This is a genomic window from Desulfobulbaceae bacterium (assembly GCA_013792005.1).
Lineage (GTDB): Bacteria > Desulfobacterota > Desulfobulbia > Desulfobulbales > VMSU01 > VMSU01.
Genome location: VMSU01000002.1, coordinates 1 through 16,368 on the forward strand (window position 1 = coordinate 1; position 16,368 = coordinate 16,368).

11 protein-coding genes are annotated in these 16,368 nt (G+C 51.3%); 7 read left to right on the forward strand and 4 right to left on the reverse strand.

All coding sequences use genetic code 11. The features are described 5' to 3' along the window. Nucleotides 1-137 precede the first annotated feature (137 nt). The gene (locus FP815_00085) at nucleotides 138-671 is read left to right on the forward strand and encodes a hypothetical protein (GenBank protein ID MBA3013339.1); all 534 of its coding nucleotides are present in this window, start codon (nucleotides 138-140) and stop codon (nucleotides 669-671) included. 93 nt (nucleotides 672-764) lie between these two features. Here FP815_00085 and FP815_00090 read toward each other — a convergent pair whose 3' ends face one another. Both FP815_00090 and FP815_00095 read right to left on the reverse strand, forming a co-directional pair. Next, nucleotides 765-2,084 (reverse strand): sigma-54-dependent Fis family transcriptional regulator, encoded by a 1,320-nt coding sequence (locus tag FP815_00090; GenBank protein MBA3013340.1) that lies wholly within the window; start codon nucleotides 2,082-2,084, stop codon nucleotides 765-767. Between the two features lie 76 nt (nucleotides 2,085-2,160). Further along, complete coding sequence (locus tag FP815_00095) at nucleotides 2,161-3,696, reverse strand: DUF3365 domain-containing protein (protein MBA3013341.1); 1,536 nt, start codon at nucleotides 3,694-3,696, stop codon at nucleotides 2,161-2,163. A gap of 513 nt (nucleotides 3,697-4,209) precedes the next feature. On the opposite strand from FP815_00095, the gene FP815_00100 reads away from it, so the two are divergent. From FP815_00100 to FP815_00125, 6 genes are all read left to right on the forward strand, one after another. Beyond that, nucleotides 4,210-5,853 (forward strand): ammonia-forming cytochrome c nitrite reductase subunit c552, encoded by a 1,644-nt coding sequence (locus tag FP815_00100; GenBank protein ID MBA3013342.1) that lies wholly within the window; start codon nucleotides 4,210-4,212, stop codon nucleotides 5,851-5,853. Between the two features lie 226 nt (nucleotides 5,854-6,079). Then, the gene (locus FP815_00105) at nucleotides 6,080-7,522 is read left to right on the forward strand and encodes a DUF3365 domain-containing protein (GenBank protein ID MBA3013343.1); all 1,443 of its coding nucleotides are present in this window, start codon (nucleotides 6,080-6,082) and stop codon (nucleotides 7,520-7,522) included. Between the two features lie 621 nt (nucleotides 7,523-8,143). Beyond that, nucleotides 8,144-10,378, forward strand: coding sequence for an HD domain-containing protein (locus tag FP815_00110; GenBank protein ID MBA3013344.1), 2,235 nt, complete (start codon nucleotides 8,144-8,146; stop codon nucleotides 10,376-10,378). Between the two features lie 288 nt (nucleotides 10,379-10,666). Then, entirely contained in the window at nucleotides 10,667-11,191 is a 525-nt protein-coding gene (locus FP815_00115) for a hypothetical protein (protein MBA3013345.1), read from the forward strand. A 92-nt stretch (nucleotides 11,192-11,283) separates the two neighbouring features. Next, nucleotides 11,284-13,002, forward strand: coding sequence for a Na/Pi cotransporter family protein (locus FP815_00120; GenBank protein ID MBA3013346.1), 1,719 nt, complete (start codon nucleotides 11,284-11,286; stop codon nucleotides 13,000-13,002). 249 nt (nucleotides 13,003-13,251) lie between these two features. Continuing rightward, a complete protein-coding gene (locus FP815_00125; GenBank protein MBA3013347.1) occupies nucleotides 13,252-14,235 on the forward strand; it encodes a dihydroorotate dehydrogenase-like protein in 984 nt (327 codons plus the stop codon). A 36-nt stretch (nucleotides 14,236-14,271) separates the two neighbouring features. Here FP815_00125 and FP815_00130 read toward each other — a convergent pair whose 3' ends face one another. Next, nucleotides 14,272-15,315, reverse strand: a complete 1,044-nt coding sequence (locus FP815_00130) for an agmatine deiminase family protein (protein MBA3013348.1) — start codon at nucleotides 15,313-15,315, stop codon at nucleotides 14,272-14,274. Between the two features lie 2 nt (nucleotides 15,316-15,317). Continuing rightward, nucleotides 15,318-16,208, reverse strand: coding sequence for a carbon-nitrogen hydrolase (locus tag FP815_00135; protein ID MBA3013349.1), 891 nt, complete (start codon nucleotides 16,206-16,208; stop codon nucleotides 15,318-15,320). Between the last annotated feature and the right edge of the window lie 160 nt (nucleotides 16,209-16,368).

The following is a 16,368-nucleotide window of genomic DNA, read 5'->3' on the forward strand; positions in this document are numbered from 1 at the left end:
AACCGCAGGCGTAGCAGCGCTACGTCGAGGATTTTGTGATTGAGTCGCGACCAAAGATGGCCCAAAGCCGGGATGCGTTATGGTAAATTGGTATTTTCCGCGTCCCTTAGCTTCAATTGCTGATATGGGGGACTTTTATGCACGGTATTATCTTTTCAGAACTGAAGAAATTTGTAAAAAAGCATGATCTGGTATGGGAAGATCTCTTGAAAGAGACAGGTATCGGTTTTAAGCATTATCTCCCGATCAATGAGTATCCGGATAGTGAGATGAACCTGTTAAGCCAGATCATTTCACAAAAGACCGGTGTCGGATCATCAGAATTGCTGGAAAATTTGGGAGAGCATCTGGTTCCTACGCTTTATGAGATGTACAAGACATTGATCAAACCTGAATGGAAGACCTTGGATGTTATAGAAAACGTTGAGGAGACCATCCACAGCGTTGTTCGTTTGAAAAATCCTGGCGCCCACCCGCCATCCCTCACGTGTCATAGGAAAAGCCCGGATGAAGTTGTTGTTCTCTATTCATCGCCCAGAAAAATGTGTTCAGTGGCCAAAGGCATCACCAAAGGTCTGGCTCGTTCTTTTCAAGAGCGGGTCATAATTTCAGAAGATAGCTGTATGCATAAAGGTGATTCTGTCTGCCGAATTTCTATACGAACCGGCTGATTGATTGAGCCCAAATTTTTCTGGGCAAACAGGTATGCATCTTTTTGATAATCAGCGTCATCGTCAGTAGGAATCATTCTGCTTCCTGCGCCCCTACTTGAGCTTTTCCCAAAGATTCTTGCGGCTGATTCCCAAGATGCGGGCGGCTTCGGTCTTGTTGCCGGCGCTCTGGCGGAGAGCTTTGTTAATACAATCCTGTTCTGCTTTGGCCACAGTGATCGCCAGGTTACACGAGGTCTCGTCAGGATTGTTGTCAATCGGTTCAAGGATGTCTCTGGGCAGGTCCTTTCGCTCTACCACCTCTCCCTTGGCTAAAACTGAGACCCTCTCCAGGATATTACGCAGTTCTCGGACATTTCCTGGGTATTGATAGCGCAGCAACACTTCGTGTGCCTCTGGGCTCAGGGAGAGTTTGGCGCGACGCATGGTCCTGAACTCATTAAGGAAATACTCGCAGAGCACCGGTATGTCCTCTTTTCGCTCCCTCAGGGGGGGGATTTCGATGGGGATAACGTTCAGGCGGTAATACAGGTCTTTGCGGAAGGTGCCCGATTTCACCTCCTGGGCCAAATCCATGGCGGTAGAGCAGATAATCCGGACGTCGATACTGATGGGTCTCACTGCACCTATTGGTTCAACCTCCTTCTCCTGTAGCACCCTGAGGAGTTTGACCTGGAGGGACAAGGGCATATCGCCGATCTCATCCAAGAGCAGGGAGCCGCCCTCTGCAAGCACAAATTTGCCAGCCCTTCGTGTTTCCGCCCCGGTAAAGGCCCCTCGCTCATGGCCGAAGAGTTCTGACTCAATAAGCGTCTCCGGAATGGCGGCGCAGTTGATGCGGATAAAGGGTTTGTTCCGCCGCCGGCTCTGAGTGTGAATTGCAGTCGCCACCAATTCCTTGCCAGTGCCCGACTCTCCGGTTACCAGCACCGTAGAGTCGGTGGCAGCGACGTCGCGGATGAGGTCCAGTACCTCCCGGGTCGCCGGGCTGTTGCCGATAATCGTTCGGCCGGCTGTTTCCTCTTCCAGCAGGGCACAGCGGTTCTTCATGCTCTGCGCCTCCAGCAGCCGTTGGACTCGGATGCACAGGTCGTCCATGTCGAACGGTTTTAAGATATAGTCTGCAGCCCCAAGCTTGAGACAATTGACGGCATCTTCTACTCGGCCATAGGCGGTCATCAGGATAACGTCGGTCATTGGCGTGAGTTCTTTGATCTGCTCCATCAGTCGTACTCCGTCCATCCCCGGCATCCTGATGTCAGAGACCACGACATGATAGGGCTTTTGCCGGATAAGGACCAAGGCCTCCTTCCCGTCGGCTGCCTGATCGACTTGCCAGCCGTGGGACTTTAGGCGGTCGTAGAGAGTAATTCGCATGATCTCGTCGTCTTCCGCCAGCAGTATGGTGGCCATGTGCTATGCTCCTGTGTATTTGTGGGTAGTATAAGAAATTGCAAAAAATCCTACTTGTTTTGGTGATCTGAGAACCTTAGGTGTCCTGAGCCTGTAAGCTGACGATAAAGGCGCTGCCCTGGTACGGTTCGCTCTCCACGTGAATGCTGCCACCCATTGTGGTGACCAGGGCGTAGGATATGGAGAGCCCCAGTCCTGTTCCTTGGCCAACCTCTTTAGTGGTATAGAACGGATCGAAAATCCTGGGTTGCTCCTCCTTGGCGATACCGATCCCGCTATCTTGAAAGATGATGCTAATCTCTCTCTCTTTCTGAACAGTCCTTACCAGGAGGTTGCCGCCTGTTGGCATAGCCTGAATGGCATTGAGCAGCAGGTTCATGACCACTTGTTTAATGGCCTCGGCATCCAGGATTTGGGAGCCTCTGAGCGTAAGGTCTAGCGTGAGTTCGATATTTTTCATTCGGTAGGCCAGGAGGTCAAGGCACTCGCGAATGACCTCATTTACCGCCACCGGACGGGCCAGTAAGGGTTCCGGTCGTCCGAAGTTCAAGAGCTGGCGCATCGTTTTTTCAATGCGTAGCAAACCCTTATCCAATAGTTCGAGGTAGCGGGTCTGCAGGGCGGAGTCGTTCGGGGCATCCTTCATGCTTTTAACGCAGTTGCGCATACCGCCTAAGGGATTATTGACCTCGTGAGCGATCCCGGCCGTTAATCGTCCCAGGGATGCCATCTTCTCCGCCTGACACATCTGCTGCCGGGTGCGTTCCAGCTCCTCGCGGGAAGCGATCAGCCTCTTGCCCAGATCAGAGTATCCTTGCTTCAACTGGCCAATCTCGTCATCGCTCTGGTGCGGGCCTGTCAACTCGCTCTCTTTGTCGGGGAAGGAGGCCATGGCCGTAGTGAGGGTGGTCAAACGCCTGACCACCAAGAAGTCCATGAAGCCATAGATCGCCAGGCCGACAACAATAATGGTGGTGACGGCAATGATGAAGAGCAGGCGGTTGTTGTCGGCAATGGACTTATCTGCCCAGCCCATGGGCACGGTGAGACTGAGTCCTCCCCGGATATCTCCGATCTTGTAGCCGTGCTGACCGTGGCACTCAAGGCAGCTCTTCTCGACGATCAGCGGAGTGATAAACCGCAGTTCCCTGCCTTGGATGGCGGGGAATACCTTGATCACCTCTTTGTTTCCGTTCCCGAAGGCGATAAGGGCCTCTTTCTCGAAAACGTCGGGGGTGTTGTCGGAATTGACCGGGTTCAGGCTGGTCACTCGAAAGCGGCAAAAGTCAGAATTTACGGCGTAGTCGGAAAGTTCGCGGGTGACCATGGCAGGATTGCGTTTAACATAGGTAGTGCCATCCCTGTCCTGGATCTCCGAGCTGGGTAGGAAGGGATTAGGCTCCATTCCTGGCAGCTTGACCATAAAGAGTCCGTTGTGGTCGGCCACCCATTTGCGGGTGAGGATAATCTGCTGAGAGAGCATCCTGGCCTGGCGTTCTGCTTGGCGAATGACGAGTTCATCCTGGAAATGAGCTGTCCGCAGGAAGGTGAGGCCAAAAGATATGAGCAAGACCGGACCGAGGGTGATGAGAAATTTGGTGCGGAGTTTCACTATAGCTCTCCTGAAGGAAATGGCACGCTCACGTTGAGGCAGTGCGTGGGCGTAACGTGGGTATTTCTATGCTGTCAGCCGAGCGAAAACCGAGGGGCAAAAGTCCGACGGGTATTCTTGGTAGCGGCATCACGCACATTCTGCTCTTTTATGAAGCGCTCAAGGACTGCGGTGAATTGCAAAAAGCACACCTGGAGCACTTACTGCACCGCAATGACGCTTTTTTCTACAGCCACGTTGAGTCGTGGCCATCAGCCCGATTGCTACCACGTTGTGCCGATGTTCCCAATCGGTAACGCGAGCGCCATGTGAATGATACCATACCGTAACAGTCTGCCCCAGTGATTTTGCTAACATGCTGAAAAGGTGGGGAATTAACAAATGGCATCATTGTTGCTCATACACTGGATGAGGCGGCTACAGGGAGCATGGCACTTGCTCCAGGTGTTCGCCTTCCCGCATCGAGTAGAGTGAGGACTGACCCACCAACCAAACACCATTAAGGAGAAAAAGATGAAAAAAGTACGATCATGGAGCGAGAAACTTACCCTGCTGACTGCCCTGGGGCTGGCCGCCTCAGCGGGGACTGCCTTGGCTGCCGACCAGGCCCCGGTCAAGGCTGAGACCTGTTATGAGTGTCACGATACCGTCAAATCGTTGCACATGGGCAGCAAACACGCCGGGGTCAACTGTGTTGCCTGCCATTCCGGCCTCGATGCCCACCTCAAGGATCAGTCCCCTGCTACGCGGCCCGGCACCGATATCTCCTGGGAGGCCTGCGGTGCCTGTCACCAGGACCAACATACAAGCTTTAACGAGACCTCATACTTACGGCCGGCCCGCGATGAGAAGTCGCAACTTACTAATCGTGCCCCAAACCCTTTCTGGGACAAGTTGATGGCCGGCCACGGCTTTACCAAGGAGCATGCTCTGACCCGCAGTCATACCTGGATGCTGGTCGATCATCTGGTTGTTGATCGAGCCTATGGTGGTCGGTTCCAGCCGAAAAACGGTTGGCAGTATGTGGCCGAACCTGGCGGTAAAAAGGCCGGTGACTATATAATTGACAATGCTCCCGATTCCAATGAGCAGAAGGCCTTCATCCCTCAAAGCGCTGCTGCTGCAAACCCGGTCTGTCTGCAATGCAAGACCCAGGATACGATTCTTGATTGGGCATATATGGGCGATCCGGACAAGGGGGCCAAGTGGTCTCGGTCCTCAAACGTGGTTGATCTTGCCCGGGATGTCAATCATGGGTTGAACTGCTTCATGTGTCACGACCCGCACTCCGCAAGACCCCGGATCGTTCGTGACGGCCTGATCGAAGCCCTGACCCGGCCAGAGGGTGATACCCTGTGGCACAAGGACCCGAACCGGACTAAAATCACGGTTATGGAGATGGGTGAGCGTGGCTTCACCAGAAAGATCGCCCTGTTGGAAAAGTACGATTCACGGCTGCAGTGCGGCCAGTGCCATGTTGAATATAACTGCAACCCAGGCACCGACACCAAGACCGGTGAAAAGGTGACAATGGCCGACCGCCGGACCAACCATTTCCCCTATAAAGATGTCTTTGGCCTGTATGACCACTATGTCAATCAGATCAATTTCCTGGATTTCAAGCATGCCAAGACCGGCGGCTTGCTGTGGAAGGGACAGCATCCCGAGTCTGAAAGCTTCTATAACTCCAAGCACGCCGAGGCCGGGGTGCAGTGCACTGACTGTCACTTCCAGAAACGGACCGATGCCTCAGGCAAAGAGTATACTTCACACTTCGCTGTCACCCCGAAGGTGATGATCAAGGATGCCTGTCTGAAATGCCACTCAGAGTGGACCGAGGAGCAGGCCAAGTACGCTATCGATTCGGTCAAAGCTTTTATCCGTGGCAAACTCCGTAAGTCTGAGTTCTGGCTCTCCGCTCTTATCGACAAGATCGTCGAAGCCAAGAAGGCCGGAGTCAGCGAGGACGTTATCAAGCAGGCTCAGGATCAACACCTGCGCGCCCACATCCTCTGGGAGTATTGGACTGCTGAAAATTCTGACGGTTTCCATAATCCCGAGATGGCCCGGGAGTCGTTGACCAAATCCATTGACGAGTCTCAGAAGGGGATCAAGTTGATCGAGGAGGCCATGGCGCCGCCGGTAGCAAAGAAATAATCTAAGGAAGCTGTACCATCATTTCATATGCCCAGGGCAACGAACCGAGTACGGTTCGTTGCCCTGGGTTTTTTTTGTGCCCCATCACCGATGTGAGCAGATCGCAAAGAAGTTGCTTTTGTGGTCTGGTAGGAACTAGGATAAGATTACGATGGTGGTAGAACTTGTCCTTGTGCCATCAGTCCTGAGCTCCCATAGTTGCATGCCCTCCCCTTAGGAAAAAATTATGACTATCCCTCGGCCTCATACCTTGCGGCTTAAATTTGTGCTCTACCTCGGCAGTATTCTGGCTGTGTGCTTGGGCGGGCTTTTTTTCTGGACCTACGCCTTGGCCAGATTGAACATCCTTGACCAGGTGGACCAGCAAGCCCGCACCCTGCTGCTACAGGTGGTTATTACTCGGGCCTGGGTTGCTGATCATGGTGGACTCTTCGTGATGAAGAGACCTGGGGAGGTCGAGAACCTCATGCTGCCCAAGTCCCATATTGTCGACCAGGAAGGTCAAACCTACCTGATGCGCAACCCTGCCCTGGTAACTCGAGAGATCTCTGCATATGCCGAGGAGGCTGGCCTCTATCGTTTCCGGCTTACCAGCTTGAAGCTGAAGAACCCGGAGAATGCCCCCCTGGAGTTCGAAAAAGAGGCCCTTGAATTTTTTGAGCGGCAGGGCTACGACAATAGCAAGGATGGCGTGGCCTTCCAGCGTCTCGACCGTGACCGGCCTGTCTACTGCCGTATCGTCCCGCTTCAGATCACGGCCTCCTGCTTGGAGTGTCATCAGGATCAAGGGTATCGGATTGGTGAGGTCCGTGGCGGCTTGAGTGTCATTATCCCCATGGACAAGGCCTTAGCTGCCATGGATCGCAGCCGCAACAGCTTTATCCTGGCCGGGGTGGGGATCATGGGCCTGGTTCTTTCCGCTGTGTATCTGTTCCTCCGTCAGATGGTCCTTAAGCCGGTAGATCATCTCCGTGCCGTTGCTAACAGGTTGGTGGCAGGCGAGTACATAGCGATCGCTCAAGTCACTACCGGGGATGAGTTGGAGGCCTTCGCTCATGCCTTCAACACTATGACTACTACCATCAAAGAAGGCTATGTCGGCGCACTTAAGTCGCTGACCGCTGCCTTGGATGCCCGGGATTCTTATACTCGGGGGCATACCGGACGGGTAGCGACCTACTCAATCGCTATTGCCAGGGCCATGGGGCTGTCTGACGCGAGAATCTCCGAGGTCGAAATCGGCGCCATCCTTCACGATGTCGGAAAAATCGGGATTTCGGATGCTATTTTGCGCAAACCAACGCCATTAACGCTCGACGAAACAGCCACCATGGAAGCTCATGTTACGGCCGGGGCCAAGATCGTTAACGATGCCAACTTTCTATTATGCGCCCTGCCCGCCATCCTCCATCACCACGAGCGACTGGACGGAAAAGGGTACCCCGAAGGCCTGCAGGGTGAGGAGTTGCCCCTCATTGCTCGAATCATAGCGGTGGCCGATACCTTTGACGCCATGACCACCGACCGTCCTTACCGCCAAGGCTTGAGCAGGGAGGAAGCCTTGGCCGAGATTGAACGACACAGTGGCACCCAATTTGATCCACAAGTGGTTGCGACTTTTGCCAAGATATGTCTCGATCAGACTCCGGGGTCGGTGCAATCGAACTAAGGGGGGGCAGGAAGTTGGGAGAGAACGCTTTCACCTGCCATGCCGAGAGTATGAACTGTGTTTTGTCACAGGCTGAGGGCCAGATTTGAGGTTAGCTTTATTCAAGAAACAATTGGTTCCGTGGTAATTAGGGAGTCGGCAATTATTGATATACCGGTTATTAGCTCTCGAAACATTCGTCATTCCGGCATGTTTTTAGCCGGAATCCAGGTTCCGCGCTGGATACCAGCTAAGGACATGCTGGTATGACGGTAAAGATAAACAGTACTTTTGTAATTTCTCCGTCCCTTAAAGGATAAAACAGGAGAAATTTATTTACATTTTCTGTTATCAATGAGAATTATAGCAATAATCGTTGAACCTTTAATAATTAATGAGATTTCAACTTTGAAAGGAATCCTTCCTATCTGTGCTGCGTGTAAAAAAATTCGAGATGACGCCGGATATTGGAAGCAGATTGAATCCTAATGTAAGCGAGTATTCTGACTTTAGAATTCAGTCACTCTATTTGTCAGGAATGCGCAAAGAAGCTGTATCCAGATCTTGTTGATGAGCATGGGGATATTATTTAACTAAATGAGGGTCTTGGATCGAGTCTTTCAAAAATTTAATATACAACAGCTGATTTTCCTTAAGACACAGTGGAAAAAAGTTGCTAGCGTCTCCGGTGAGGTTGACCTCATTTTTCTGCTGTTAAGGGTTCTTAGTCTTGTCGGCGGTATTGTCTGGCTCTTGATTGCCCCGCTTTCCCAAGGGGAAGAAGTCATTCTGGTTAAGGCCCTGATTTCTTTTTCTATTTATAGCGTCTTTTGCTACCTGGTTATTTTTATCAGGCCAGACCTGATGAAGAAGGTGTATCTGGCATCTCTCTTTCTCGATCTGATCTTCCTGTCAAATCTGATTCATTCCGAAACCAACTTTGAAAGCAGCTTCTTCCTCGGATTCTATCTGCTCATCTGTCTGCATACCATCTACTTTGGTCTTGGCTTTGGGCTGCTGGTAGCGGTTTTTTCCGCCGTTTGTTACGGCATCAGCATCTTTCCCATGATCACCCATATCGAGTGGACTGATCTTGCCTTGCGGGTCAGTTTTCTCTTTTTTATCACCGTCCCTGTTGGACTGTTAACAGAGAAGGTGAAGCGCGAAAAGGATAAGGTGGAAAATTTTAACAGGACTCTTGAGGCTAAAGTCAGCCAGCGCACCCATGAGATTGGAACCCTTTTGGATCAGGAGCGGTATTTGCGAGAAATTTTGGCCACGGTTGCCCATATCAACCAACTGCTTATTACTGCACCAAACATTGCCAGTCTGCTGGAAAGTTCATGCGCCAGATTCGTGCAACACGGCCATTATGGCTTCTGCTGGATCGGCTTGCTGGCAAACGATATGATCCAAACCATCTATACCTCTGACACTACGGGTAAACCTCTCCTTGATCCACCCTATGCTGTGCACGATGATGGCGATATCTTTTATCTGAGCCTCACTGCCCAATGCATCAGGGGAAATCGAACCTTGATCAGCAGAAATACCGCGGAGACTCCTGACTCGACCCCGTGGAGGGACCCAAAGGAGGGGCAAGGATTTCATGCCGTCATCAGTCTGCCCTTGCGAGCTCACCAGTCGTCTGTCCACCCTCTCGGCATCCTGACTATTCACACTTGGCGGAAAGAGGGTTTTGATCCGGAAGAGCAAGAGATGTTGGGCGAGTTGGCGGGTGATATCGGTTTTGCTATCGATTCGTTCAGGCAAAGGGAGGCGGTAACAAAGCTCATTGCCGAAAGGACGGCCAATTATGAAGAGACGATTTTTTCCTTTGTCGACATGATTGAGCAAAGAGATACCTATACGGCCGGTCATACCGAACGTGTCGCTCAGTATTGTCAAGTAATCGCCAGGGAGATGGGCATTGAGCGCGCCCAGAGAGAGAAGCTCTATAAGGCCGCCATTCTCCATGACATCGGCAAGATTGCCACGCCGGATTCCATTCTGCTCAAGCCCGGCAAGCTGACCAGCCTGGATTATGACCTGATCAAACTCCATGCCTCTGCCGGTTATGAGATGCTTTCGAAGGTAGAGATGTACAAGGAGTTAGCCGTGATCATCCTCCATCATCACGAAAGGCACGATGGCAAAGGCTACCCGGACGGTCTGAAGGGAGACGAGATTCCCCTGTTCTCCCGAATTATGACGGTCGGTGATGCCTTTGACGCCATGACTACCAATCGTATTTATAAAGGCAGAAAAACGATTGCCGACGCCCTGGCCGAACTACAGGTCTTGAGCGGGACCCAGTTTCATCCTGAGGTGGTAACGGCAGCGGTCAAGGTGTTGGCTGATACCAAGATTTCAACTTTGATTAACCAGCTTCCGGTAACTCAGCTGGAAAAGAAGAGATTCTCCTATTTTTTTAACGATATGCTGACAGGGCTGTACAATGAGGATTACCTGAAGAGTATCCTGAATAACCTGGACCTGAATCAATATAGATGTCTGCATATGCTGCACCTCCTGAATGTGTTGGAGTACAATAAACGCCACGGTTGGAGCAAGGGGGACCTGTTTTTTAAGGAGTTTGCCGTCGAGTTGCTGGCCAGTTTTCCTGGAGCTCTTGTTTTCAGGGCCTACGGCAATGATTTTGCCTTCATCTGTAAAGAGCATCGTGCCGTTGATAGCAAGGTTTTTAACTCTTTTAACTGCATCATTGACACCGAAATTGAGGTCGAGGTTCATCATCTGGATCTCTCGGCAGGCAAGGAATACACCATCGATAAGCTGGAAAAGCTGGAGGTCCTGGCGCTTGAGGTAGAAAGTGGAAGGGGAGATCATGTCAGCTCGTTAAACATTGAAACCTAATAATTCAGGTGATACCGATGATTAATGTGCAGTATCTGAGTGGAGGAAAACATAATGAACATTCGAACTTTACTCATGGTCATGATGCTCATGCTGTTAATTGACCTTGGCCGTTTACTGGAGAGAGGAGTTCTGAACGTCTTGTTTACTCAGGGAATGGTTCGTGGTAGTTTCATAGTTGAATGTGATTGACGGAAGAGTTTTTTCAGGGTGGGCACCGGCTTTCGTCTGGTTGTGGTCTTCATCTAACCGGATATGTTTTATTGAACTCCTTTAGGTGATTGCGCCATGCCAATTATACCATCGACCCAAGCGCTGTATCATAGCGATTTCAATACCAAACTGATTTTGGCTCATCAGCTTCATCAGCAGGATGGCGAGGCTCTTCATGCCCTGCCGCTCATTCGCCAAGGACTCGCGACCATGGAGCGCCAGGTTCAATTACTTGCTGAGCAGATGGCTTCTCTGGATCTTGGGCCTCTCTGTTCTCGTTGTGCCCTTAAATCTGGCGGCGGCTGTTGCAGTCTCTATATGGCTGATGAAAACGATGCTGTACTCCTGTTAATCAATCTTCTGGCTGGTTGTCGGCTCGACATCCAGAAGGATGACGGCTTTGAGTGTTATTTCCTCGGACCTCTGGGGTGTGTGCTTCGATTTAAACCAATGTTTTGCCTCAACTATAACTGTCATGCCATCACGGTCCACACCGATGGCGCTATCTTGTCTTCTTATATGACGGCATCCGCTCAATTATTGCAAAGTCAATGGCAGGTCGAGATCCTAATCCTTGCGTATTTGCGGGGGGTGAAGTGAGATCGATTGTCGACCTGTACTCAATTGGGGATTCTTTGATCTAGCAAACGCTAATGATGTTATTTAACCGAGGATTCTGAATTGTAATGGGAATTGAGGGCTTTGATTTTTGGAAACTGCTGGCTGGGCTGGGGATGTTTCTTTTTGGGATGTACCAGCTGGAGGATGCTGTCAAGACTCTGTCCGGGAAGTTTTTTCGGCGCATGATCTCTCTTTGGACTCGGAGTAACTGGCGGGCGGTGGGTAGCGGCACCCTGGTAACTGCTATCCTGCAGAGTAGTTCGGCGGTGTCGTTGATGGTGCTGGCCTTTGTCGGGGCCGGGGTAATGAGCATGGAGACCGGTATTGGGGTGATGCTAGGCTCTAACATCGGCACTACCTGTACCGCCTGGATCGTCGCTCTCTTGGGGTTTAAGCTCAAGATTGAAAGCTTTGCTCTCCCCTTTATTGCTGGTGGTGGATTGTTGCTGGTGTTTAGCGCCTCCGGCTCACGTTTTTTTCAGGTCGCACGTCTGCTGCTTGGTTTTGGCTTTCTTTTCCTGGGACTTGACTATATGAAAGGCGGTGTCGAGAACTTGGCGGCTGGCTTTGATTTTCGTCAGTTGCCAGATTATGGGATATGGGTCTACGTTCTGGTTGGAGTGGTGTTGACGGCCCTGATGCAGTCCAGTTCCGCCAGCATTGCCATTGCCTTGGCGGCCTTGCATAGCGGACTGATTACCTTCACTATGGGGGCGGCTTTGATTATCGGCGCTAACGTCGGCACCACTATTACCGTGCTGCTGGGGGCCATGGGGGGGACGCAAGCCAAGAAAAGGGTAGGTGTAAGCCATTTGGTGTTCAATGGAGTTACTGCAATATTCGCTTGCGTGGGTCTGGCGTTGCTGGTGAATTTAGTGGGGATGATCTTACCAGGAGATGCTGAAGGGGTAACCGGATTGGCACTCTTTCATACTTTGTTCAATGTCATCGGGGTGATACTTTTTTTCCCCTTTATTGGATTGCTGGCACGGCTGTTAAATGGACTATTCCCTGATTATAAGACGGTGCTTACCGTCTATCTCAATAATACTCCGGTGGAGGAGGTTGAAGCTGCCGATGCGGCGCTACGCAAGGAGATCCGCCACCTTCTTTCAGAATGCCAACTCTATCAGCTGCGCCTCCTTAAGATCGACGAAAAGCTGATCTTCCGGGAGTCGTTGCCACTGGAGATGAAGTCCGGTAAGAGGCTGATTCAGGAGAAGTTGTATGAAGATATCAAGCTTCTTCATGCAGAGATCTTCTCTTTCTATACCCGGTTGCAGAGCCAGAAGATGGAGGTTGGTGAGTCCAAGGAATTGGAACGTAAGATCTATGCCTCGCGTAATATTATGAACGCATTGAAGAATTTCAAGGGAATCAGGGGGGATCTGGACGAGTTCGATGCCTCGGATAATGTTTTTATTGAGGCCCAGTACCGGATTTTTCGGCAGCGGTTGTCGGAGTTGTGTCTTGATCTGAATCGGCTGCCTGACCTGGAAAACCCGGAGGAATTTGTTCGGGAATTGCTTAAGGCCTATCTTCGGGTGGAAACCGCGGATCGCCGCTTCATAAAAGAGACCATGCAGGCGGTGACGACCCGAAAGATCCATGAGATGGAGATCGCTTCTTTGCTTCTTGCCAACCGGCTCTTCACTCAGGCGTGCCGGTTACAGGTTTTCGGACTCAAGGATCTGTTGCTCACCCATGCTCAGGCCGGTGATTTTGACCGCGCCATGGACGTGAAGGAGCTGGTTGACGAGGAACAGACCAAGAGCAGCAAGGGTGACTAGGTCTGTTCCTTGTATCCCCCCCAGGTTTGGTTTTATGGGTGCGACTCTATTGGTAATTACTTGGGTTGACGGTGATTCAGTTCCCGGTTTACGGTTAACTGAATTACTGATATCATGAATCGTTGGATGATGAATGATATTAGTAAGTGATCAGCTATTCTGTAGGATTGCTTACCGCTAACTGTCAACCGTAAACCGTGAAACGGATCCGTTCCCAATTGTTAACTCTCTGACAGCAGGTGGAATAATATGAAAGATCTTTCGGTGGAATATCTTGGTTTGCGGTTGAAGAACCCCATTATAGTGGGGAGTTGCGGGCTTACAGGCTCAGTTGGGAAGATCAGGGAGCTTGCGGAGAACCAGGCTGGCGCGGTAGTGTTGAAATCACTGTTTGAGGAGCAAATCCAGGCCGAACTTTCAAATAATATGGAGAGCTATAATACCGATTATCCCGAGGCCTGGGATTATGTTCGTGAATATACCCGGGGCAGCGCGGTTCAGGGGTATATCTCGTTGATCTCTGAGGCCAAGCAGTCTGTAGATATTCCAGTGATTGCCAGCATTAACTGTGTCTCTGGCGCTGAGTGGGTTTCGTTTGCCAAATCTGTCGAACAGGCGGGCGCCGATGCCCTTGAGCTCAATATCTCGCTCCTGCCGAGTAATCCCAAAACAACATGTCAGGAAAACGAAGATCTCTTCTTCAGCATCATGGAGAGAGTCGGGTCATCGCTGTCTATTCCCATTACCCTGAAGATGAGTAAATATTCCTCATCTCTGGCCAATCTGGTGACCAGGCTGAGCTGGAGGAGTGAAGTCGGTGGATTTGTCCTGTTTAATCGGTTTCATAATCCTGATATTGACATTGATCGGATGGCAGTGAATTCTTCAGATATTTTCAGTGTTCCTGAGGAAAATTGTGACACTTTACGCTGGATTGCCCTGATGTCAGGCATAATCGAGAAGGATCTGGTCGCTGGGACCGGTATTCATGATAGTAAGAGCCTGATCAAACAGCTGCTTGCCGGGGCTACGGCGGTGCAGGTGGTTTCCACAATTTATAAAAACGGTCCTGGCCAGATCAAGGTCCTTCTCGACGGGCTGGAACAGTGGATGGAAGAGAAATCGTATGCCAAGATTGAAGATTTCAGGGGGAAGTTGAGTCGTGACCAGGTCGAAAACCCGGCCGCTTTTGAGCGGATCCAGTTTATGAAACACTTTGGCGGAATAGCCTGAGAGGAACGTAGCTGCTTTTTCTTTTGCTCGGAAGGACTACATCGGTTCTTCGTGGCTCAGGCAATGAATGGTTCCCAGACCCCAAACCAGATCGACGGCATGGATGCCGACTACCTGGCGATCAGGGAAGAGGTCTTGTAATATCGTTAGTGCTATCCGGTCATTGGGATCGTTGAAAGTTGGCGCCAGGACTGACCGGTTGGCAATATAGAAGTTGGCGTAACTGGCCGGTAGGCGTAAACCTTCAAAGACTACTGGTCTCGGCATTGGCAGGGAGACGATATTGAGCTTTGCGCCATCTTCGAGGCGAGCGTCTTGTAAGCGCTCGAAATTCTCCTCCAGCAGACGGTAGTTGTCGTCAGTCTGGTTTTTCTCGCGGCATAGCACCACGGTATCTCGATTGACGAACCGGCACAGGTCGTCAACATGGCCATGGGTGTCATCGCCGGCAATTCCCCGATTGAGCCAGATGACGTTGGTGATGCCCAGATATCGCGCAAACACAGTTGCGTAGTCGCTTGTGCTGAACCCAGGATTCCGCACTTGGGTTGTCTTATCAAGCAGGCATTCCATGGTGGTCAGCAGGGTCCCGCAACCGTTGGTGTCTATGGCGCCACCTTCCAATACCACCATGCGTTCATTGTAAATCGCTTCGCGTAGATCCACCCTCATGGCCTGGCTCAAGGTTGCCGGGATGTGCCGGTCGAGTTGCCAGTTGTCATATTTGGCCCAGCCATTGAAGGTGAATTGTACAGCAAGGGTTTCCGGCCCCTGCTTGACAAAGCAAGGAGAGGAGTCACGCATCCAGCCCCGGTCGGTTTGGGTGACGATAAATTCTATGTTTTCCAGAGCAACATCAGCGCGTTTAAGGCATCGTTGGGCCTTGGTTTTGTCTTGTGCTGATTGAACAATAATCCGGACTAATTCATCCGACGACGCAATGTTTTTGATGATCTCGGTGTAGACCCAGGGGATAGGCATGAATTTTCCGGGCCAATCCGCTTTTTGATGCGGCCAGCAGAGGATTGTTGACTTATGAGGTTCCCATTCGGCAGGTAAACGGTAGCGAGGGGTGCTCATGGTTATGCGTCCAGGAATCGTTTGGTAATTCCATCGTAGGCGTCAATTCGCCTGTCCCGCAAGAAGGGCCAGTTTCTCCTGATCGTCTCTAGGTGGCGCATGTCGACCTCCGCTAAGAGGATCTCTTCTTGATCGGTCGAGGCTTGTGCAAGGATGACCCCCTGGGGGTCGCAGATAAAGGAAGATCCCCAGAATTGAATGCCCTCGCCATCGGCAAGCGGTTGCTCCAGGCCGATACGGTTGGCGGCTGCGACATACACGCCATTGGCAATGGCGTGTGAGCGCTGGATGGTTATCCACGAGTCTCGCTGTTCTGTCCCGTATCGCTCTCTTTCTGCCGGATGCCAGCCGATTGCCGTTGGGTACATCAGGACAGAGGCCCCTTGCAGGGCCGTCAGCCTGGCCGCTTCCGGATACCACTGATCCCAGCAGATCAAGGTGCCGATCATGCCGAATTTAGTCTCAAAGGCTTTGAAGCCCAGATCGCCCGGCGTGAAATAGTATTTTTCGTAATAGCCAGGGTCATCCGGGATGTGCATCTTGCGGTAGACCCCTAAGTTGTTGCCGCTGGCATCGATCATCACTACGCTGTTGTGATACAGGCCCGGAGCCCGTTTTTCAAACAGGGGCACCACGATTGCAACTCCTAAATCCTTGGCCGTCTTTTGAAATGCCGTGGTTGATGGTCCGGGGATGGGTTCGGCAAGATCGAAGAGAAATGAATCTTCCTTTTGGCAAAAATATTGGGACCGATAAAGTTCCGGTAGGCAAATAACCTGAGCGCCTTGGTGCGCTGCTTTTGCTACCCAGGAGAGGGTTTTTTGTAAATTGTCGTCAGGGTCAGCAGAAAAGGCGAGTTGCAGTAGCCCGACGGTGTATTGAGTATTTTTCATTGCCCACTCCTTTGTTATGCAGTCGATGTGGTATTTTCCGAGTCCCTTATAAAGAATCAACGTAACTATCCAGCAACACCACATCTGCTTTGTCATAAGCCTGCTCACATAGACGGGCTATAGTTCGCAGGCTTATTTCGCGCATCTGTAGCGCTGCTGG